General features: G+C 60.7%; 18 protein-coding genes. 14 read left to right on the top strand and 4 right to left on the bottom strand.

What is annotated here, in order from left to right:
• Window positions 1-86 precede the first annotated feature (86 nt).
• From tsaD to K3555_RS20445, 6 genes are all read left to right on the top strand, one after another.
• Window positions 87-1,184 (top strand): tRNA (adenosine(37)-N6)-threonylcarbamoyltransferase complex transferase subunit TsaD, encoded by a 1,098-nt coding sequence (tsaD, locus tag K3555_RS20470; protein WP_260006842.1) that lies wholly within the window; start codon window positions 87-89, stop codon window positions 1,182-1,184.
• The gene (locus tag K3555_RS20465; protein WP_260006841.1) at window positions 1,181-2,143 is read left to right on the top strand and encodes an NAD(P)H-dependent glycerol-3-phosphate dehydrogenase; all 963 of its coding nucleotides are present in this window, start codon (window positions 1,181-1,183) and stop codon (window positions 2,141-2,143) included. Before tsaD ends, K3555_RS20465 begins: the two co-directional genes overlap by 4 nt.
• 1 nt (window position 2,144) lies before the next feature.
• Window positions 2,145-2,417 carry a YciI family protein gene (locus K3555_RS20460; protein ID WP_065268630.1) on the top strand — a complete coding sequence of 91 codons (273 nt, stop codon included), beginning with the start codon at window positions 2,145-2,147 and terminating at the stop codon, window positions 2,415-2,417.
• Window positions 2,417-2,839 carry an EVE domain-containing protein gene (locus K3555_RS20455; protein ID WP_259995744.1) on the top strand — a complete coding sequence of 141 codons (423 nt, stop codon included), beginning with the start codon at window positions 2,417-2,419 and terminating at the stop codon, window positions 2,837-2,839. Before K3555_RS20460 ends, K3555_RS20455 begins: the two co-directional genes overlap by 1 nt.
• A 46-nt stretch (window positions 2,840-2,885) precedes the next feature.
• The gene (locus tag K3555_RS20450; protein ID WP_260006839.1) at window positions 2,886-3,281 is read left to right on the top strand and encodes a DUF1761 domain-containing protein; all 396 of its coding nucleotides are present in this window, start codon (window positions 2,886-2,888) and stop codon (window positions 3,279-3,281) included.
• Window positions 3,282-3,582: 301 nt separating this feature from the next.
• Window positions 3,583-4,230, top strand: a complete 648-nt coding sequence (locus K3555_RS20445) for a DUF899 family protein (RefSeq protein ID WP_260006838.1) — start codon at window positions 3,583-3,585, stop codon at window positions 4,228-4,230.
• Between the two features lie 71 nt (window positions 4,231-4,301).
• On the opposite strand, the gene ahcY is transcribed toward K3555_RS20445, so the two are convergent.
• Both ahcY and K3555_RS20435 read right to left on the bottom strand, forming a co-directional pair.
• Window positions 4,302-5,690, bottom strand: a complete 1,389-nt coding sequence (ahcY, locus tag K3555_RS20440; protein WP_260006837.1) for an adenosylhomocysteinase — start codon at window positions 5,688-5,690, stop codon at window positions 4,302-4,304.
• A 151-nt stretch (window positions 5,691-5,841) separates the two neighbouring features.
• On the bottom strand, window positions 5,842-6,156 hold the full coding sequence (locus K3555_RS20435; protein WP_259988702.1) for a hypothetical protein: 315 nt from the start codon (window positions 6,154-6,156) through the stop codon (window positions 5,842-5,844).
• A gap of 235 nt (window positions 6,157-6,391) precedes the next feature.
• Here K3555_RS20435 and K3555_RS20430 point away from each other — a divergent pair, with 235 nt between their 5' ends.
• Window positions 6,392-6,988, top strand: a complete 597-nt coding sequence (locus K3555_RS20430; RefSeq protein ID WP_260006836.1) for an HD family hydrolase — start codon at window positions 6,392-6,394, stop codon at window positions 6,986-6,988.
• A 3-nt stretch (window positions 6,989-6,991) separates the two neighbouring features.
• Here the strand turns inward: K3555_RS20430 and K3555_RS20425 are convergent, their stop codons facing one another.
• Window positions 6,992-7,546 carry an ActR/PrrA/RegA family redox response regulator transcription factor gene (locus K3555_RS20425; RefSeq protein ID WP_129372688.1) on the bottom strand — a complete coding sequence of 185 codons (555 nt, stop codon included), beginning with the start codon at window positions 7,544-7,546 and terminating at the stop codon, window positions 6,992-6,994.
• An 80-nt stretch (window positions 7,547-7,626) separates the two neighbouring features.
• Window positions 7,627-8,247: an SCO family protein gene (locus K3555_RS20420; RefSeq protein WP_259988698.1), complete on the bottom strand. Its 621-nt coding sequence runs from the start codon at window positions 8,245-8,247 to the stop codon at window positions 7,627-7,629.
• A 116-nt stretch (window positions 8,248-8,363) separates the two neighbouring features.
• Between K3555_RS20420 and regB the strand changes: the two genes are divergently transcribed.
• From regB to addA, 7 genes are all read left to right on the top strand, one after another.
• Window positions 8,364-9,758 carry a sensor histidine kinase RegB gene (gene regB / locus K3555_RS20415; protein ID WP_259988696.1) on the top strand — a complete coding sequence of 465 codons (1,395 nt, stop codon included), beginning with the start codon at window positions 8,364-8,366 and terminating at the stop codon, window positions 9,756-9,758.
• 89 nt (window positions 9,759-9,847) lie between these two features.
• Window positions 9,848-11,395, top strand: a complete 1,548-nt coding sequence (locus K3555_RS20410) for a PAS-domain containing protein (RefSeq protein ID WP_260006835.1) — start codon at window positions 9,848-9,850, stop codon at window positions 11,393-11,395.
• 49 nt (window positions 11,396-11,444) lie between these two features.
• Window positions 11,445-11,921, top strand: coding sequence for a tRNA (adenosine(37)-N6)-threonylcarbamoyltransferase complex ATPase subunit type 1 TsaE (gene tsaE, locus K3555_RS20405; protein ID WP_260006834.1), 477 nt, complete (start codon window positions 11,445-11,447; stop codon window positions 11,919-11,921).
• Window positions 11,918-12,916 carry an aminoglycoside phosphotransferase family protein gene (locus tag K3555_RS20400; RefSeq protein WP_260006833.1) on the top strand — a complete coding sequence of 333 codons (999 nt, stop codon included), beginning with the start codon at window positions 11,918-11,920 and terminating at the stop codon, window positions 12,914-12,916. Before tsaE ends, K3555_RS20400 begins: the two co-directional genes overlap by 4 nt.
• Window positions 12,916-13,608: a nucleotidyltransferase family protein gene (locus K3555_RS20395; protein WP_260006832.1), complete on the top strand. Its 693-nt coding sequence runs from the start codon at window positions 12,916-12,918 to the stop codon at window positions 13,606-13,608. Before K3555_RS20400 ends, K3555_RS20395 begins: the two co-directional genes overlap by 1 nt.
• A complete protein-coding gene (gene addB, locus K3555_RS20390) occupies window positions 13,598-16,531 on the top strand; it encodes a double-strand break repair protein AddB (RefSeq protein ID WP_260006831.1) in 2,934 nt (977 codons plus the stop codon). Before K3555_RS20395 ends, addB begins: the two co-directional genes overlap by 11 nt.
• Window positions 16,528-19,881: a double-strand break repair helicase AddA gene (gene addA, locus K3555_RS20385; RefSeq protein WP_260006830.1), complete on the top strand. Its 3,354-nt coding sequence runs from the start codon at window positions 16,528-16,530 to the stop codon at window positions 19,879-19,881. The genes addB and addA overlap by 4 nt, the downstream gene beginning before the upstream one ends.
• Window positions 19,882-19,892: the final 11 nt, after the last annotated feature.

The following is a 19,892-nucleotide window of genomic DNA, read 5'->3' as shown; positions in this document are numbered from 1 at the left end:
GCAAAGGCACCATCGCGGGCTCCCGGGATTGTTTGCAATCCGCTTAGGTGGTAGCCCCGGCGGCAAAGCGATGCAACGGTAAGGCCATGACAAAGACCCTGACAATTCTGGGGCTGGAGAGCAGCTGTGACGATACCGCCGCCGCGGTGGTGCGGCAATCGGAGGGCGCCCAGCCCGAGGTTCTGTCTTCGGTCGTGTTCGGCCAGGCCGAGCTGCACAGTGCCTTTGGCGGCGTGGTGCCGGAGATTGCTGCCCGTGCCCACGCCGAGAAGCTGGACATTTGTGTGCTGGATGCGCTGGCTGATGCCGGGTTAAGCCTGAAAGACATCGATGCGGTCGCTGTGACAGCCGGCCCCGGGCTGATCGGCGGAGTGATGTCAGGCGTCATGTGCGCCAAGGGGATTGCTGCCGCCACCGGCCTGCCGCTGGTGGGCGTGAACCATCTGGCAGGCCATGCATTGACGCCGCGGCTGACAGACGGGATTGCATACCCTTACCTGATGCTGCTGGTCTCTGGCGGGCACTGCCAATACTTGCTGGTGCGCGGGCCTGAGGATTTCACCCGCCTCGGCGGCACCATAGACGACGCCCCGGGCGAAGCCTTTGACAAAACCGCCCGCCTGCTGGGCCTGCCGCAACCGGGCGGACCGGCCGTGCAGGCAGAGGCTGAAAACGGCGATCCCAAGCGCTACCGCTTTCCCCGCCCCTTGCTGGACCGGCCGGATTGCAACCTGTCCTTTTCAGGCCTGAAAACTGCATTGATGCGGATGCGTGACCAAATCGCGGCGGAAAAAGGCGGCCTTACCCGACAGAACCGGGCCGATCTGTGCGCCGGTTTCCAAGCCGCTGTGGTGGATACGTTGGCCGAAAAGACCCGCCGCGCTATCCGCCTGTATCTGGAGGAACAGCCCGAGCAGCCAACCGTGGCCGTTGCCGGCGGCGTTGCAGCAAACACCGCCATTCGCGCCGCGTTAGAGACTGTTTGCGCCGAGACAGGTGCCGCCTTTACCGCACCGCCGCTGCGGCTGTGCACTGATAACGCCGCGATGATCGCCTATGCCGGGCTGGAACGGTTCAAGGCGGGCGCCCGCGACGGGCTGGACCTGACCGCCCGCCCCCGCTGGCCGCTGGATCAAAGCAGCCCGGCACTGATCGGATCGGGCCGAAAGGGAGCCAAGGCATGAGTGTTTCAGTTCTGGGATCCGGCGCCTTTGGCACAGCTTTGGCAATCTCGTTGGCAGGCAAAGGCCCGGTGACCCTGTGGGCGCGCAACGCGATGAAAGCCCAGGCGATGCAGGACAGCCGCCGCAACGGGACCCGGCTGCCTGGCGTTGAACTGCCCAAGAACCTGCTGATCACATCCAATATCGGGAAAGCCTGCGAGTCCGATGCCCTTCTGCTGGCGGTACCGATGCAAACGCTGCGTGGCGCCTTGGAACAGCACAAGGATCATTTGACTGGAAAAACGCTTGTCGCCTGTTGCAAGGGGATCGAGCTGGACTCTGGCCTAGGCCCGGTGGCGGTCATCCAGGAAGTTCTCCCGAATGCCAGCGCAGCGCTGCTGACGGGGCCGAGCTTTGCCGCCGATATTGCGCGCGGGCTGCCAACCGCACTAACCCTTGCCTGCAAAGAGGCAGAGCAGGGCAAGGCACTGCAGGCGCAACTGACCACGGCTAACCTGCGCCTCTACCGCACCACGGACACCATTGGAGCCGAAATCGGCGGCGCTTTGAAAAACGTGATGGCAATAGCCTGCGGAGCGGTCATTGGGGCCGGGCTGGGTGACAGTGCCCGCGCCGCACTGATGACGCGCGGGTATGCTGAAATGCAACGCTTAGCGCTGGCTTGTGGTGCGAAATCTGAGACGCTGGCCGGGCTTTCGGGCTTTGGTGATCTGACATTGACCTGCAGTTCCGACCTGTCCCGAAACTACCGCCTGGGGCTTTCCATTGGCCGGGACGAAGATTTCGATTCCACCATCACGGTCGAAGGGGCAGCCACCGCGCGGGCAGTTGCGGAGCAAGCGCAGAGGATGAATTTGGACATGCCGGTCACTCTTACGGTAACCAATTTGCTAGATCAGCGCTTGACGATCAGCGAAGCAGCGGCACATTTGCTTAAAAGACCACTAAAAGAGGAATAAAATGCTGATCGCATTGATTGCCCGTGACAAGCCCGGCCATTTGCAGACCCGGCTGGACAACCGCGACGCCCATCTGGCCTATATCAACGACACCGGTGCCGTTGCACAGGCAGGTCCGCTGCTGGATCAGGATGGCAATATGGCCGGATCTCTGGTTATTCTGGATGTCGAAGACATGGCAGCAGGTGAAGCCTGGGCAGAGAACGACCCATACAACAAGGCCGGCCTGTTTGAAGCTGTCGAATTGATCACCTGGAAAAAGGTCATCGGCTGATGCGCTACTGGCTGTTCAAATCCGAACCCTCTACCTGGGGCTGGGACGACCAGGTCTCTAAAGGTGATGCGGGTGAAGAATGGGACGGCGTGCGCAACTACCAGGCGCGCAATTTCATGCGCGAAATGAAGATCGGCGACCGCGGGTTTTTCTATCATTCGCAGAAAGAAAAATCCGTGGTCGGTATTGTTGAAGTCTGCGCCAAGGCCCATCCTGACAGCACCACCGAAGACGACCGCTGGGAGTGCGTCGACATCAAAGCGGTGCGGCCTTTTGCTAAGCCGGTTTCATTGGACCAGATCAAGTCCGACCCGCAGCTGGAAGAGATGATATTGGTCAGGAACTCCCGCCTGTCTGTGCAGCCGGTGAGCGACGCGGAATGGGCCACCATCTGCGCGCTGGGGGAGACAGATCCCAGCTGATCTGCCAATCTGTTCCTAAGTGGCTGAAACCATTGAGGAGAACAGCATGGAATTCTTAAGTGTGATCGTGGCGGCTGCGGCGGCATTTGCGCTGGGAGCAGGATATTACGGCGCCCTCGCCAAACCGTGGGTCGAGGCCGCTGGTGTTGAATGTGACGACGACGGAAAACCGAAGGGCGGCCAGAGCCCGATGATTTTTGCGATGGCTTTTGTGCTGCAGCTAATCGTTGCTGGCATGATGCGCCATGTGTTCACCCTATCCGGCATAGAGACCCTTGGCGCGGGCCTGATTGGCGGTGCAGGTGTCGGATTGTTCTTCATCAGCCCCTGGATTGCCCTGAACAACATGTATGGGATGCGGCCGGTGAAGCTGACGTTGATTGACGGCGGCTATGCGACGCTGGCCTGCGCAATTGCTGGCCTGGTGCTGAGCCTGTTCTGAATTGAAAAAGGGAAGGACCTGAGGACAATCAGGACCTTCCCTTCCACCCCGCGTGCTCCACTATCCACCACACGCGTTTGAAAATCTGGTACCTGGCCGTCCTGGCCGGTGTCTTATGTGTAGCTCTTTGAAACACGATTCCGCAAATCAATAACCCTGACAATGCGAGCTAAATCAGCGACGCTGGAAGCTAGCCACATAATCTGCGTCACACCGCAGAACACGAGAAGCTTCTTGACAGATCGCCAAATTAATTAACATAATTGTTAATAATAGAGTCACTAGCCAGGAAAGGCACGCAATGCCCGTAAGCATCCCTAACGAGAGCGCCGCCTACCGCACGGCCCGCAATGAACTGTTGCAAGCTGAGCTCGGTTTGCGCGCGCAAACTGAAAAAGTTGCCGCACTGCGACGGGCTTTGCCTGCCGGCGGGCGGGTTGCAGAGACTTATGAATTCCGCAGCACAAGCGGCGCTTCAGCATCCTTGCTGGACCTGTTCGGCAAGCACAGTGCCCTTGCGGTTTATTCTCTGATGTACGGGCCGGACAGCAAGGCCGCCTGCCCGATGTGTGCAGCGATTCTTGATGGCTGGCGCGGGCAAGTGTCCCATGTGCACGCGCGCATGGGGTTCGCGGTTGTCGCGCAATCATCGCCGGAACGGCTTGCAGCACTGCAGATCGCAAAGAGCTGGCAGGATCTGCCGCTCTATTCTGCTGCGGGCACTAGCTATCAGCAGGACTATTTGGGTGAAAGCAGCGAGGGCGCGCAGCTGCCGATGCTGCATGTCTTTACCCGATCAGACGACGGCATCCGGCATTTCTGGGGATCGGAGATGCTCTTTGAGCCCAGCCCCTGGCAGCCGCGCCATGTCGATGCGTTGTGGCCGATGTGGAACCTGTTCGACCTCACTCCTGAAGGGCGCGGCGACCATATGCCCAGCCAGCGCTGATCTGCGGCCCGGCAATAAAAAACGCCGCAGGATTGCTCCAGCGGCGCTGATTTTTTGAAAAGAGGAACCGATTAGTAGCGATAATGCTCGGGCTTGAACGGGCCTTCCGGCTTGACGCCGATATAGGCGGCCTGCTCAGCGCTCAACTGGGTCAGCTTAACGCCGATGCGGCCCAGGTGCAGGCGGGCGACTTTCTCGTCCAGATGCTTGGGCAGAATGTAGACATCGTTGTTGTAATGGTCGCCGCGGGTCCACAATTCGATCTGGGCCAGCACCTGGTTGGTAAAGGAGGCCGACATCACGAAACTCGGATGGCCAGTGGCATTACCGAGGTTCAGCAGGCGGCCTTCGGACAGCAGAATCATGCGGTTGCCCGAGGGCATCTCGATCATGTCCACCTGTTCTTTGATGTTGGTCCACTTGTGGTTTTTCAGCGCGGCGACCTGGATCTCGTTGTCGAAATGGCCGATGTTGCCGACAATCGCCATGTCCTTCATCTCGCGCATGTGCTCGATGCGGATCACGTCCTTATTGCCGGTGGTGGTGATGAAGATATCGGCGGAACCGACTTCCTCTTCCAGCAGCACCACTTCAAAACCGTCCATCGCGGCCTGCAGGGCGCAGATCGGGTCGGCCTCGGTGACTTTCACCCGGGCGCCTGCGCCACGCAGGGAGGCGGCAGAGCCCTTGCCCACGTCACCGTAACCGCAGACCACAGCGACCTTGCCCGCCATCATGGTGTCGGTGGCCCGGCGGATGCCGTCGACCAGCGATTCCTTACAGCCGTATTTGTTGTCGAACTTCGACTTGGTGACCGAGTCATTCACGTTGATCGCCGGGAACGGCAGCCGGCCGTTCTTCTGCAGATCATAGAGGCGGTGCACGCCGGTAGTGGTTTCCTCGGACACGCCCAGGATCGCATCGCGGGTCTTGGTGAACCAGCCCGGGGATGCTTCCATGCGCTTCTGGATCTGCACCTTGATGACCGCTTCTTCTTCGGACTGCGGCACAGGAATGATATCCTCGCCCGCCTCGGCACGCGCGCCCAGCAGAACATAAAGGGTAGCATCGCCGCCATCGTCGAGGATCAGGTTGGGGCCTTCCTCGAACATGAAGGATTTATCCAAGTAATCCCAATGCTCTTCCAGAGACTGGCCCTTGATCGCAAAGACCGGAATGCCAGCTTCGGCAATCGCCGCGGCAGCGTGGTCCTGGGTCGAGAAGATGTTGCACGACGCCCAGCGCACATCGGCGCCCAACGCCACCAGCGTCTCAATAAGCACAGCCGTCTGGATGGTCATATGCAATGAGCCGACAATGCGCGCGCCTTTCAGCGGTTTGCTTTCGCCGTATTCCGCGCGCAGGGACATCAGTCCCGGCATTTCAGTTTCGGCGATGTCCAGCTCTTTGCGGCCGAACCCGGCCAGCGCGATGTCCTTGACGATATAATCCCCGGCCATTGCCAGCTCCAATCCAGTTGCAAGTACAGTTGCAGGAGGGCCTAGCACTGCAATTGTTGATATTCAACGAAGATACCCGCAGCCGGAGCTTATGGCTCTGGCTTTTTATGGTGGAGCAGGCTGTTGGGGGGAGCCTGTCAGGCGGCCAATGTCAGCTTGGCGTGCCTGGGTCCGACGTATTTTCCGAAATATGGAAGAATGAGGAACCGGTCGCAACAACGCAGCTGACCCCATTCGCATGTGTGACCAGAACCGTAAAAGTTCCGGTTTCATCCGACGACCAGACCTCGATCACTGTGGCCTCAGGACGGCTTTTCTGCAATCCGCCGGCGGTCAGCCGTTCGGAGTATCCGCTTTCCAGCTTTTGGGTCATGACCTCGCGGTCGCCGCAGCTGGCTGCCAAGGCTGGCGGCGCCGTCGCAGCCATGCCGAATAACAGAGAAATACCAAGAAGACGCTTAAACATGACAAACTCCTTTCCATTGCGTGTCACGTCACGAAAAGGGGTTGCCGCAGAGAGGGGGCGGTGCCCCTTGTATACCTATAATATTGGGCCGCGCAGTGCCCGTTTCAAACTCACAAGGCATAAACACTCCGTTTTTTGCCTGTGTTCAGGCATCCGGCAGCCAAACCCGGCAAGCATTGCCCGGTTGCCGCGCAACGGTTAGTCAATGGGGTAAGTGCAGCGACAGGAAACCCTCATGCCCTCAAAACCCGCCCGCGCATGGCAGCGCATGCTGTCCGGCCGCCGTCTGGATCTGCTGGACCCGACACCGGTGGATATCGAGATCGAGGATATCGCCCACGGACTGGCATTTGTTGCCCGCTGGAACGGCCAGACCAGGGGGGATTTTGCCTATTCCGTGGCTGAGCATTCGCTGCTGGTTGAGGACCTTTTCACCCGGATGAACCCAAAGGCACCGGTCAAATGGCGGCTGGCAGCACTGCTGCATGATGCGCCGGAATATGTGATCGGGGATATGATCTCGCCAGTCAAAGCTGCGGTGGGGCCGGGATATGGCGAACTGGACTTGCGGCTGACGGCGGCCATTCACCTGCGGTTTGGTCTGCCCGCTGCCTTGCCCAAGACTGTGAAAGCGCAAATCAAGCGGGCCGACAAGATCAGCGCCTGGATGGAAGCGGTGCAGATCGCCGGCTTTTCGGAAAAGGAAGCCAGCCGGTTCTTCGGCCGCCCGAAACCGGAGGTTACCGCGGGGCTGAATATCGTGCTGCGCCCGCCGCTGGAAACCCGTATGGCGTTTCTGGGCCGCCATACAGCGCTGATGGCGCAGCTCTGATCCTCAGCGCGGGCTGCGCTTGGCCAGGATCCGCTGCAGGGTGCGGCGGTGCATGTTAAGCCGCCGTGCGGTTTCCGAGACATTGCGGTCGCACAGCTCATAGATCCGCTGGATATGCTCCCAGCGCACCCGGTCGGCGCTCATCGGGTTTTCCGGCGGCGGCGGCAGCACATCTTCGTTGGCCAGCAAAGCGTTCATGATGTCGGTGGCATCGGCCGGTTTGGACAGGTAATCCGTCGCACCAATCTTGACCGCTGCAACAGCCGTGGCGATGGCACCATAGCCGGTCAGAACCACAACCCGGCTATCCGGGCGTTTTTCCCGCAGCACTTCGACCACATCCAGACCATTGCCGTCTTCCAACCGCAGATCCACCACCGCAAAAGCCGGCGGGCGGGCCGTTGCAATGGCACTGCCTGCGGCAACCGACCCCGCAGTCTCAACTGAGAAACCGCGTTTTTCCATTGCCTTGGCCAGACGGCGCAGAAACGGCTCGTCATCATCAACCAGCAGCAGTGTCTTGTCTGGTCCAATATCCTGCAGAGCAGTTTCGGCCATGCCCGGTCCTCCGCGAAGTTTTTGTCTGTTCACGCAAGAATATGTCCGGGCAGGGGGAAAGGTCAAACAGCTATCCTGCCTCAGATTTTTTCGATGAAGCAGGCGGTCTTGTCGGCCATCTGCTCCGCCGTTTCATCGCGGCGGAAGAATTCCACAAAGCCGTCCTCGGGCAGTACCAGGTAAGAGAAGGTAGAATGGTCGACGAGGTAGTAATCCTCATCCCCTTCGTTCTTCTTAAAGTAGGTCTTATACGCCTTGCTGGCGGCCTTCACCTGGTCCAGAGACCCGGTCAGCCCAATCATCTTTTCATGCAGGTTTTCGGCGAAATCGCCAACAGCTTCAGGGGTATCGCGGTCCGGGTCGATGGAAATGAACACCGGCGTCACGCTGATGCCGCGCTCTGCCAGCACATCGACCGCATCCGCGTTGCGGGCCGAATCCATCGGGCAGACGTCAGGACAGAAAGTGTAGCCGAAGTAGACAATCGACGGCTCGGTGATCACATCCTTGTCGGTGACAGTCTCACCCTTGGCATTGACCAGCTCGAACGCCCCGCCGATGGTATCAGTGCCGCCAGCGATCTGGCTGCTGCGGCACTGTGCGAATTTGTCGCCTCCAGCCCCTCCGCGGGTCATAAACCAGGCACCACCCACAAGGGCAGCAACAAAAGCAACAGCAAAGAGAGCATAGACGCGGGTCATGAGATCACACTTTTCGTCAGGGAAGGGTTGTTGATCGTTTGCAGCGCCAGACCTATCAAGAAACACAGCCGATGCAACTGGCGCACGGCGTCACATCTGCGGGAGCAACGAACCTTATGAGCGATCGCATCTTCAGGCTGACAAGCGGCCAGGAACACAGCCATTGGATCCGCCTGCGGACCCTGATCCTGCTGCGCTGGGTGGCCATTGCTGGGCAGATCACCGCCATTGCCGTGGCGCAGCACCGCTTTAACCTGCAGTTGGAGCTGGGCCTGTGCTATCTGGCCATTGGCATTTCAGCCGCCGGGAACCTGATCGCCATCTTCGCGTTCCCGGAAAACAAGCGCCTGACCGAGTTTGAGAACTTCCTGATGGTGCTGTTCGATCTGCTGCAGCTGGCCTTCCTGGTGTATCTGACCGGTGGGTTGAACAACCCCTTTGCCTTGCTGGTGCTGGGGCCGGTGACGATTTCCGCCGCCGTCATGGGGCTGCGCTCCACCCTGATCATCGGTGCCACCGCTGTCATTCTTGTCACCCTGATGGCAGAGTTCCACCTGCCGCTGCGCACCGAACAAGGATTCATCCTGCGCATTCCCGATGTGTTCATCTTCGGCAATTGGATCGCCATTGTCATCGCCATTCTGTTCATCGGCGCCTATTCCTTCCGGGTCAGCAACGAAATGCGCTCTATGTCGGATGCGCTCAGCGCTACCCAGCTGGCGCTGTCGCGCGAGCAAAAGCTGACCGACCTGGGCGGCGTGGTGGCGGCAGCGGCGCATGAGCTGGGCACACCGCTGGCCACCATAAAACTCGCCAGTGCCGAGCTGATCGAAGAGCTGGACGACCGCCCTGACCTGCGCGAAGATGCCGCGCTGATCCGTGAACAGGCCGACCGCTGCCGCGACATCCTGCGCGGCATGGGCCGGGTCGGCAATGACGATCTGCATTTACGTCAGGCGCCGTTTTCAACCCTGGTGACCGAAGCGGCAGAGCCGCACATGAACCGCGGCAAATCCGTTATCTACCATGAGGAACCGCTGGAGGGAGGTGACTTCCAGCAGCCAACAGTTATGCGTAAGCCAGAGATCATCCACGGGTTGCGCAACCTGGTGCAGAATGCAGTGGATTTCTCCCACTCCACCGTCTGGATAGATGCTGCCTGGAACAACGACCGGATCATTTTGCGGATCTGCGATGATGGCCAGGGATTTCCGCCGCATCTGCTGGGCCGCATTGGCGATCCGTTTGTGCGCCGCCGCCGGGGCGAAAACGAGCTGAAGCAGCGGCCCGAGTACGAGGGCATGGGCCTGGGTCTGTTCATTGCCAAAACGCTGCTGCAGCGCACCGGTGCACAGCTGAGATTCGCCAACGGCGCAGACCCTTTCCAAACCCTCAGCCCCTACCGCGAAAGGCGCGGCGCCATTGTCGAGGTTGCCTGGCCACGCAAAAAAATCGACGCCATGGCAGACGGCGGCCCTGTCATTGGGAAAAATATACCTTTAGAAATTTAACTATTCACTTTTGGGCAACCAATTAAACTTGATTTAACCATTATTAGGGAACCATGCGGGTAAACGAGAGCTGAACTGGGCAGGACGACATGCAGGACTTCGCTTCGATCGAATGGTTTGTACTGGCAGCGCTTTGTGCTGCAACAGCGGCGGCGGCGGTCTGGTGGCTGTCACCCAATCCGCGCCGCAATGGCATGGAACATGATCTGCTGGCCGGCGACGGCCGCACAGATGCGGTGTTCCTGTTTGACGAAAACAGCCTGATCGGCTGGTCTTCGGGCGCGCGGAAATTCATTGGTGACCAGGCGGAGAACTTTGACTGGGGCATGCTGCGCGACCAGCTGGCCCGCAGCTACCCGGGCCTGCCGCAGTCACCGGGCTTTCTCAAGGATGTCGGCCCGCTCGTTCTTTCCGGCACCGCTTCTGCCGAAAGCCGCGAGGCGCATTGCGAATGGATCGACGGGGTCACCCGCGTGCAGCTGCGCCGCAGCACCTTGGAGGAACAGAACAAATCCCTTGATCAGGAACTGACCACACTGCGCGCTGCCGTGCATCAGGCGCCCTACCCGGTCTGGCTGCAGTCGGAGGAGGGCAACGTTACCTGGTCCAACCTCGCCTATGACGACCTCAGCCAGAAGATCCGCGGCCGCAATGCCGACTTTGCCGAGCCCCTGTTCACCGACCTGCACGACCCGATGAACAGCGGCAAGCCGGAGCGGATCTACATCCCGCTGCCGGAAAGCAACAAAAAACTGTGGTATAACGTTTCCACCACAGAAACCGAAGCCGGCTGGCTGTGTCACGCAGTGGATGTGAATGCGGTGGTCGACGCCGAGGTTGCCCAGCGCAATTTCGTGCAGACCCTGGCCAAGACGTTTGCCCAGCTGTCGATCGGTCTTGCGATTTTTGACCGCAACCGCCAGCTGGTGCTGTTCAATCCGGTGCTGATCGACCTCACAGCCCTGCCCGCCAATTTCCTCAGCTCGCGGCCCAATCTTTTGACCTTCTTCGACCGTCTGCGCGACCAGCGGATGATGCCGGAACCCAAAAGCTACTCCAGCTGGCGCCACCAGATGGCCGACCTCTTGGAGGCCGCGGCTGAAGGCCGCTATCAGGAAACCTGGTCGCTGCCATCGGGATCCGTCTACAAGGTTTCGGGCCGGCCGCACCCGGACGGCGCCATTGCCTTCCTGTTCGAAGACATCACCGCCGAGGTCACACTCACCCGCCAGTTCCGCTCAGAACTTGAGATGGGCCAGTCAATCATGGACCAGATGGACGAGGCGATTACGGTCTTTGCCAGCGATGGCAGCATGACCTTCTCTAACAGTGCCTATGGCAGCCTCTGGTCAATGGATCCGGAAGCCAGCTTTGCCAAAGTCTCAATCATGGATGCCAGCCGGATCTGGCAGGACACCTGCGCGCCGACCCCTGTCTGGGGTGAGATCCGCGATTTTGTCGCTGGCGGAGACGGGCGCGAAGCCTGGTGGTCGCATGTCCAATTGCGCGAAGGTACGCGCATGATTTGCAAGGTCTCCGCAATTCAGAACGGTGCTACGATGGTCAGCTTCCGGGCACCGGAAACCGTGGCCTTGCCGGCAGGCCAACAGCGCTTCCCCGCTATCAGCAAGGGCTAGGTCCGGAAACCGGCTTGCAGCAGACCGGCGGCGGCGCCATTCTAGCGCCATGACCACGGATACCGCGTCCTGCACGCTGAACTCACCGGACGATACGGCCCGATTGGCCGCACAGATCGCCGGGGCCCTGCGCCCCGGCGATTGCCTGTTGCTGGAAGGGGTGATCGGCGCCGGTAAAACCCATTTCGCCCGCCATTTGATCCAATCGCTTATGGACGTGCCGGAGGACGTCCCTTCGCCCACTTTCACACTGGTGCAAACCTATGACGTGCCCGCCGGTGAGCTGTGGCACACTGACCTTTACCGGCTGTCGTCTCTGGATGAGCTGGAAGAACTGGGTCTGATCGAAGCATTTGACAGCGCCATCTGCCTGATCGAATGGCCCGATCGGCTGGCCGAACTGACCCCCGCCCACGCCATTCGCCTGAAACTGGCGCTGGATCCGGAACATGAAGACCGCCGCCATCTGACGCTTAGCTGGAGCGACATGAAATGGCGGCCCCTGATGGAGCGCATCTGCGCATGACTGACCGCAACACCCTGTGCGAAACCTTTCTCTCGGCCACGCCTTATGGCAACTGGCAACGCGGCCCGCTGGCCGGGGACGCCTCCAACCGGCGCTATGAACGGCTGACGGCTGACAATGGTAAGACCGTTGTGCTGATGGACGCGCCGCCGGAAAAGGGCGAAGATGTCCGCCCTTTCATCCGCATTGCCGAATACCTGCATGCCCAGGGTCTCAGCGCCCCGGAGATCCTGGTTCAGGATGTTGAAAATGGCTTTTTGCTGCTGGAAGACCTGGGTGATGATCTTTTTGCCCGTGCCATCCTGCGGAAACCGGCGCTGGAAAAGGAACTCTATGAAGCGGCCACCGATGCACTCGTTTCCTTGCACCAAGCAACGACGCCGGATCTGGAACCATATGGCCCGCGAATGATGGCTGAAATGGCCGGTCTTGCGCTGGTGAAATACCGCGACGGCATCCTCGGCGGTCATGATCCTGACTTGCAATCCAGGTTCGAGGATCACTTCGAAGACATCCTGCGTGAAACTGTCAAAGGCGATCCAGTTCTGGTTCAGCGTGACTACCACGCCGAAAACCTGCTGTGGCTGCCGGACCGCGACGGGGTGGCGCGCGTCGGTTTGCTGGACTTTCAGGACGCCCGCGCCGGCCACTGCGCATATGATCTGGTGTCGCTGCTGCAGGATGCCCGCCGCGACGTGCCGGCCACCGTCGAAATGCGGATGATTGACCGGTATTTGTCTGCCACCGGAGAGGATGAGTCTGGTTTCCGGACCGCCTATGCCGTTCTGGGCGTGCAGCGGAATCTTCGTATCCTTGGCGTCTTTGCCAGGCTCAGCCTGGAATACGGCAAACCTCATTACGTGGACCTGATCCCGCGGGTGTGGGACCATTTCATTCGCGGGCTGGAGCATCCTGCACTGGCTCCGGTTGCGGATCTGCTGCGTGAAAGCCTGCCACCCCCAACCCCGGACAATCTGGATAGGCTGAAGCCCTGATGCAGCGCTCTCCTGATGCCGTCATGCTGTTTGCCGCTGGATTTGGAACCCGGATGCGGGAGCTGACCCGCGACAAGCCGAAACCGATGATCGAAGTCTCAGGACGGCCGTTAATCGCCCATGCGCTGGAGCTCGCCCAAGCCATCCGGCCAGCCCGGATAGTGGCAAACCTGCATTACAAGCCAGAGCCGCTAAAGGCCTTTTTAGAGCCTCAAAATGTACGCATCAGTCTCGAATCCCCCGAGATTCTCGACACCGGCGGCGGTCTGCGCCAGGCTTTGCCGCTGTTGGGAGACGGGCCGGTTTTCACCATGAACACCGACGCCATATGGAAGGGTCCGAACCCATTGAAATTGGCCCTGCAGGCTTGGGACCCCGACCGCATGGACGCACTGCTGGTCTGTGTGCCGCTGGAACGTGCAGCGGGCCGCACCGGTGGCGGGGATTTCGCGGCTGATGCCGAAGGCCGCATCAGCCGTGGCGGAAAGTTAGTCTATGGCGGGGTTCAGATCCTGAAAACACAGGATCTGAACCAGATTGAGGAGCAGGTGTTCTCACTGAATGTCCTGTGGAACCGGATGGCCGAAGCAAACCGGCTGTTTGCTCTGGAATATCCTGGCCGCTGGTGCGATGTGGGCCATCCAGAGGGGATCACACTGGCCGAGGATCTGATAGCCGCAGATGATGTTTGAACCTTCCGCAAAACCGCGCGTCTTTGCCCTGCCCTGCGGTGCCGACTTCCCGCATGCACTGGCCGATGGGCTGCGCATCCGCAGCCAGGGCCAGCCGCCCGATGCGTTGGCAAGGGTTGAACTGATCATCAACACCTCCCGTATGGCGCGGCGTGTCCGCACCTTGTTTGACAATGGCCCCGCCCTGCTGCTGCCGCGCATGCTGCTGCTGACTGATCTGGCACAGCGTGCCACGCTGGACGGGCTGCCGCCTGCTTTGCCGCCGCTGCGGCGGCGGCTGGAACTGTCACAGTTGATCGCAAAACTATTGGATGCGCAGCCCGACCTGGCCTCCAGGGCGTCGCTTTATGACTTATCCGACAGTCTTGCCGCGCTGATCGATGAGATGCAGGGTGAAGGCGTCAGTACCGATGCGATCCGCGATCTGGATGTTGCAGACATGTCCGGTCACTGGGCGCGGGCGCAGGCCTTTATCGGGATCGCCGATGAGTTCACGGGCCTGCATGAAGGTGCGATGGATGCCCAGGCGCGGCAGCGGCAGGCGGTGCTGAACCTGATCGGGCAATGGCAGGAGAATCCGCCGCCGCATCCAGTGATCCTGGCCGGCTCCACCGGTTCGCGCGGGACGACACTGATGCTGATGCAGGCCATCGCCCGGCTTCCGCAAGGCGCGGTGGTGCTTCCCGGCTTCGACTTTGACCAGCCGGATCATGTTTGGGACAGGCTGGATGATCCGATGATCTCGGAGGATCATCCACAGTACCGTTTCCACAAGATATTGAAAGACCTGGATCTTTCACCAGGTGACGTGCAGCGCTGGACTGATGCACCGCCAGTCTCTTCTGAACGCAATCAGCTGGTCTCTCTTGCCTTGCGTCCAGCCCCGGTGACCGATGCCTGGATGAGCGAAGGCCCAAATCTGTCTGGTCTGAAACCGGCCACAGATAACGTTACCCTGATCGAGGCCCCCAACCCCCGCGCCGAAGCGCTCGCCATTGCTCTTCGACTGCGCCAAGCAGCGGAAGACGGGCAAACAGCCGCGCTCATTACGCCGGACCGGATGCTGACCCGCCAGGTCTCGGCAGCGCTGGACCGCTGGGATATCCTTCCTGACGATTCTGCCGGCCAGCCCCTGCAGCTGTCGCCTCCAGGCCGTTTCCTGCGCCATGTGGCAGGTCTGTTCTGCAAACCGCTGGCATGCGACAGCCTGCTAACACTGCTGAAACACCCGCTGACCCACGATGGCGCGGACCGTGGCAATCACCTGCGCCAAACCCGCGAGCTGGAGCTGTCGCTGCGCCGAAACGGTCCGCCCTTCCCCGATGCCGCAGCATTTGCCGGATTTGAAAAGGGACGCAATCTGACCCCAGGCTGGACGTCCTGGCTCAGCGCCTGTTTCGCAGATCAGGAGATCGCAGGCACCCTTCCCTTGACCGATTGGGTCCGGCGTCTGCGTGAGCGCGCTGAATACATCGCTGCCGGCAGCCAATCAGACGGCAGCAGTACACTGTGGGACAAGAAGGCTGGTCAGGCCGCGCGCTCTTGCATTGAAAACCTGGAAGCCGAAGCCCCCTATGGCGGCGACATGTCCGCCCGCGATTTTGCCGATCTGCTGGGTGCGTTGCTGAGCCAGGGCGAGGTGCGCGACCGCGATGCGCCCTATGGTTCAATCATGATCTGGGGCACCTTGGAGGCGCGGGTGCAAGGTGCCGATCTGGTGATACTCGGCGGCCTCAACGAAGGCAGCTGGCCAGAGGCCGCCAGCCCCGATCCTTGGCTGAACCGCCAGCTGCGCAACCAGGCCGGCCTCTTGCTGCCCGAACGCCGCATTGGCCTGTCAGCGCATGACTTTCAACAGGCCATCGCTGCACCCGAAGTCTGGCTGACGCGCGCCGAACGCTCGGAAGAAGCAGACACCGTGCCCTCGCGCTGGCTGAACCGGCTGACCAACCTCTTGTCCGGACTGCCGGATCAGGGCGGCCGGGATGCGCTGGAAGCTATGCGGACGAAAGGCCGCCAGTGGCTCGGCCGGGCAGAGGTACTGGAAGAGCCAACACCGATCCCGCAAGTGCCGCGCCCCTCGCCGCGGCCACCGGTTGCCGCCCGCCCGCGCCGGCTCACGATCACGGAAATCCCCCGCTTGATCCGCGACCCTTATGCGATTTACGCCAAGCACGTACTGCGGTTGAAACCTCTGAACCCACTGGTGCAAGAGCCGGACGCCTTGCTGCGCGGCATTGTGGTGCATGAGGTGTTTGAGCAGTTCATCAAGGAAGCTCAAACGGATCCTTCCCTGCTGACTGCCGGTCACCTGATCGGCAAAACCCGCCAGCTGCTGGAGAGCCACGTCCCCTGGCCGGTTGCACGCATCCTGTGGCACAGCCGCATCCGCAAGATCGCCGGAGACTTTGTGCTGGCTGAGCGGGAACGCCAGGCACGTGCCAAACCGGTCGCCTTTGAGGCCAAAGGCAGCACCCGGCTGGACCCTCTGGATTTTACCATCGCCTGCCGGGCCGACCGGATCGACATGGACGACCGCGGGTTCCTGCATCTCTATGACTATAAAACCGGCGCGCCGCCCTCGGAATCGCAGCAGAAGAAGTTCGAAAAGCAACTGCTGATCGAAGCCGCCATGGCCGAGCAAGGCGCCTTTGACGGCCTTGGCCCCGCGGAAGTGGCCCGCGCCCTGTTCATCGGGCTTGGATCCAGCATGAAAGAAGTGCGTGCGCCGCTGGAAGAAGAACCGCCCGCCAAGGTCTGGGACGAGCTGCACACTCTGATCGGAGCTTATTTCGAGCCTGAACAAGGCTATTCGAGCCGCCGCATGGTGTATCGCGACGACATCGCCGGCGACTATGACCACCTTGCGCGTTACGGCGAATGGGATCGCAGCGCCACGCCGCAGCCGGAGAACTTGTCATGACCATCCGCGACGCCGCCTCCGAGGCGCAGTTCCGCGCCGCACGCCCCGATGCCTCTACCTGGCTGGCGGCCAATGCAGGTTCTGGCAAAACCAAAGTTCTGACCGACCGGGTGGCGCGGCTCTTGCTGAAGGGCGTGCAGCCGCAGCACATCCTGTGTCTGACCTACACCAAGGCCGCTGCCAGCGAGATGCAGAACCGGCTGTTCAAACGGCTGGGCGAATGGGCGATGCTGAGGGATCCGGCGCTGGTCTCTGCCTTGACCGAACTGGGAGAGGTCAACACCGCCGCCGGCGACCTGGCACAGGCCCGCACCCTGTTTGCCCGCGCAATTGAGACGCCAGGCGGGTTGAAAATCCAGACCATCCATTCCTTCTGCGCCTCGCTTCTGCGCCGCTTCCCGCTGGAGGCCGGCGTCAGCCCGCAATTTTCAGAGATGGACGACCGATCAGGCCAGCTGCTGCGTGCGGAAATCATGGAGGATTTCGCCCAAGGGTCCGAGGCCCCGCTAGTCGACTCCCTGGCGCGCCATGTCAGCGACAGCGATTTTGAGACCCTGACATCCTCCATCTGCCAGCGCCGCGCCGATTTTGGCCAGCCGTTGGGTTGGGAAGGGCTGCTAGAGCTGTTTGAGCTGCCTGAGGGTTTTGACGAAGCCGCACTGGAAGCCTTGGTGTATTTAGGCGGCGAGGAAGAACTGCTGCAGCGCACTCGCCAGATGCTGGGGCAGGGCGGTGCGACCGATCAAAAGGCAGCTGCAAAGCTGACTGGCATAGCCAAGCCGGCTCTTGCCGACTTGAGTACGCTGGAAAGCATCTTTCTCACCGGCGCCAGCGCCAAAGAGCCGTTCACTGCCAAAATCGACAAATTTCCAACCAAAAAGCTACGCGAATCGCATCTCTCGCTTATGGACCAGCTGGAACCGCTGATGCTGCGCATCGAGGATGCCCGCACCAAACGCCTGGCCCTGGCCGCCGCTCGCAAAAGCCATGATCTGCATCGCTTTGCCGCCGCCTTTCTGCCGGAGTATGAGCACCGCAAACAGCTGCGTGGCTGGCTCGACTTTGACGACCTGATCCTGAAGGCCCGGCAATTGCTGAACGATCCAGGCGTTGCCGCCTGGGTGCTGTACCGGCTGGATGGCGGCATCGACCACATTCTGGTGGACGAGGCACAGGATACCAGCCCTGTGCAATGGGACGTGATTGAGAAACTGGCGCAGGAATTCACATCCGGCGTTGGTGCGCGCTCGGATGTCGAACGCACGATCTTTGTGGTCGGTGACAAGAAACAGTCGATCTATTCTTTCCAAGGTGCCGATCCGGATGCCTTTGACCGGATGCAGCAAGAGTTCGGGCACCGGCTGGCGGAAACCGGAGCCGGGCTGCAGGATGCCTCGCTCGATTTCTCTTTCCGCTCTTCTGCTGCGATCCTGAAACTGGTGGATCTCGTCTTCCGGGACAGCCCGCGCGCGGGTTTTCGCAAGGAAGCGCTGCACCGGGCCTTCAAATCCGACCTGCCGGGCCGGGTGGACCTTTGGCCAGTGGTCGGAAAGGTCGAGGACGACGAGGATCCGGATTGGACCAGCCCCGTTGACCGGCCCAGCAGCCGTCATCACACAGTGATCCTGGCCGAACGTATCGCCCAGTCGATCAAACAGATGATCGGCACCGGCGTCACAATCCCTGAGGACGGCGCTGAACGCGGCACCTTCCAGCGCAGGCCGGTTCAGGCAGGTGATTTCCTGATTCTGGTGCAGCGCCGGTCTGATCTGTTCTCTGAGATCATCCGTGCCTGCAAGAAAGCCGAGCTGCCCATTGCCGGCGCTGACCGGTTGAAAGTTGGTGCGGAACTGGCGGTGAAGGACATCGCAGCACTGCTGCGGTTCCTGGCCCTGCCGGAGGATTCCTTATCACTGGCGGAAGCACTGAAGTCGCCGCTGTTCGGCTGGAATGAGCAAGCACTGTTCGACCTCGCCCACCGGCGTGAGGCGCTGTACCTGTGGCCGGCGCTCCGCGAGCGGGCAGGGGCGTTCCCCGAAACCATGGCGGTGCTGGACGACCTGCGCGCCAATGCTGATTTCCTGCGCCCCTATGACCTGATCGAACGCATCCTGACACGCCACAGCGGCCGCCAGAAACTGCTGGGCCGGCTGGGGCCGGAAGCCGAGGACGGCATCAACGCGCTGCTGTCGCAGGCACTGGCATATGAACGCACCGATGTGCCCAGTCTTACCGGGTTCCTGGTCTGGATGCAGACCGACGACCTGGAAATCAAACGCCAGATGGGTGCCGCCGGCAATATGATACGGGTGATGTCGGTGCATGGCTCCAAAGGCCTGGAAGCGCCTATTGTGATCCTGCCGGATACTGCCAAACGCCAAGCGCCGCGCGATGCGGAAATTATGCTGGCAAATGGCACCCCGGTGTGGAAGCTGCCCAAAGACCAGATGCCAGCCACCATGCTGGCGGCCCGTGAAGCCGCCCAGGAAAAACTTCAAAATGAACGGTTGCGCCTGTTGTATGTGGCTCTAACCCGGGCAGAAAAGTGGCTTATCGTCGCCGCAGCCGGCGACATCGGTGAGCAGAACGATAGCTGGTACCGTATGTCGGAACGTGCATTGCGGGACGGCGGAGCGGTGGAATTTGAAACCGAAGGCGGTACCGGGTTACGTTTGCAACACGGTGATTGGGAAGGGCTGCCGCTGATTGAAACGGCTGCCCAGGACGTTGAGAAACACATCTTGCCTGACGTCTTTAACCAGCTGGCCAAACCTTATGCGGCACCGGATCCGGCGCTCAGCCCTTCGGATTTGGGCGGGGCCAAGGCATTGCCGGGCGATCAGGGCTTGGACGAGGAGGCCGCCAAAGCCCGCGGCAGCAGGCTGCACCTGCTGCTGGAGCATCTGCCCGGCCGATCCGAGGGGGATTGGCCGAAGCTTGCGCAAAACCTTCTGCAAGATGCACAAGACAGCGCCGAACTTCTGGCCGAAGCCTCAGCCGTTCTCAAAAACGCTGATTTGCTTCATATCTTCAAGCCGGACATTCTGGCCGAGGTGCCTATTACCGCAGATTTGCATGGTTCGCGCCTGCATGGGGTGATCGACAGGCTGATCGTAACCCCGGAAAAAGTCCTGGCAGTGGATTTCAAATCCAACGCAACTGTACCTGAAACGCCTGAAAAATGCCCCGAAGGCCTGCTGCGGCAGATGGGCGCCTATGCCCATGCGCTTGCACAGATTTATCCGGATCGCGCCATTGAAACCGCGTTGCTTTGGACCTGCAATGCAACCCTGATGCAGCTGCCGCACGAGCTTGTGACAGGCGCGCTTCTGCGGCGGATGGAACCTTGACGATCGGTTAA

Source organism: Leisingera sp. M527 (assembly GCF_025141525.1).
Lineage (GTDB): Bacteria > Pseudomonadota > Alphaproteobacteria > Rhodobacterales > Rhodobacteraceae > Leisingera.
Note: the sequence above shows the minus strand (reverse complement) of the source record. Positions and strands in the feature narration are given on the sequence as shown.

What these genes read in the sequence shown, in the direction of transcription:
- addA (WP_260006830.1), top strand. Translation starts at nt 16,528, where the DNA reads ATGACCATCCGCGACGCCGCCTCCGAGGCGCAGTTCCGCGCCGCACGC.
- tsaD (WP_260006842.1), top strand. Translation starts at nt 87, where the DNA reads ATGACAAAGACCCTGACAATTCTGGGGCTGGAGAGCAGCTGTGACGAT.
- K3555_RS20460 (WP_065268630.1), top strand. Translation starts at nt 2,145, where the DNA reads ATGCTGATCGCATTGATTGCCCGTGACAAGCCCGGCCATTTGCAGACC.
- regB (WP_259988696.1), top strand. Translation starts at nt 8,364, where the DNA reads ATGAGCGATCGCATCTTCAGGCTGACAAGCGGCCAGGAACACAGCCAT.
- K3555_RS20465 (WP_260006841.1), top strand. Translation starts at nt 1,181, where the DNA reads ATGAGTGTTTCAGTTCTGGGATCCGGCGCCTTTGGCACAGCTTTGGCA.
- K3555_RS20395 (WP_260006832.1), top strand. Translation starts at nt 12,916, where the DNA reads ATGCAGCGCTCTCCTGATGCCGTCATGCTGTTTGCCGCTGGATTTGGA.
- ahcY (WP_260006837.1), bottom strand. Translation starts at nt 5,690, where the DNA reads ATGGCCGGGGATTATATCGTCAAGGACATCGCGCTGGCCGGGTTCGGC.
- K3555_RS20435 (WP_259988702.1), bottom strand. Translation starts at nt 6,156, where the DNA reads ATGTTTAAGCGTCTTCTTGGTATTTCTCTGTTATTCGGCATGGCTGCG.
- K3555_RS20400 (WP_260006833.1), top strand. Translation starts at nt 11,918, where the DNA reads ATGACTGACCGCAACACCCTGTGCGAAACCTTTCTCTCGGCCACGCCT.
- tsaE (WP_260006834.1), top strand. Translation starts at nt 11,445, where the DNA reads ATGACCACGGATACCGCGTCCTGCACGCTGAACTCACCGGACGATACG.
- K3555_RS20445 (WP_260006838.1), top strand. Translation starts at nt 3,583, where the DNA reads ATGCCCGTAAGCATCCCTAACGAGAGCGCCGCCTACCGCACGGCCCGC.
- K3555_RS20410 (WP_260006835.1), top strand. Translation starts at nt 9,848, where the DNA reads ATGCAGGACTTCGCTTCGATCGAATGGTTTGTACTGGCAGCGCTTTGT.
- K3555_RS20450 (WP_260006839.1), top strand. Translation starts at nt 2,886, where the DNA reads ATGGAATTCTTAAGTGTGATCGTGGCGGCTGCGGCGGCATTTGCGCTG.
- K3555_RS20430 (WP_260006836.1), top strand. Translation starts at nt 6,392, where the DNA reads ATGCCCTCAAAACCCGCCCGCGCATGGCAGCGCATGCTGTCCGGCCGC.
- K3555_RS20455 (WP_259995744.1), top strand. Translation starts at nt 2,417, where the DNA reads ATGCGCTACTGGCTGTTCAAATCCGAACCCTCTACCTGGGGCTGGGAC.
- addB (WP_260006831.1), top strand. Translation starts at nt 13,598, where the DNA reads ATGATGTTTGAACCTTCCGCAAAACCGCGCGTCTTTGCCCTGCCCTGC.
- K3555_RS20425 (WP_129372688.1), bottom strand. Translation starts at nt 7,546, where the DNA reads ATGGCCGAAACTGCTCTGCAGGATATTGGACCAGACAAGACACTGCTG.
- K3555_RS20420 (WP_259988698.1), bottom strand. Translation starts at nt 8,247, where the DNA reads ATGACCCGCGTCTATGCTCTCTTTGCTGTTGCTTTTGTTGCTGCCCTT.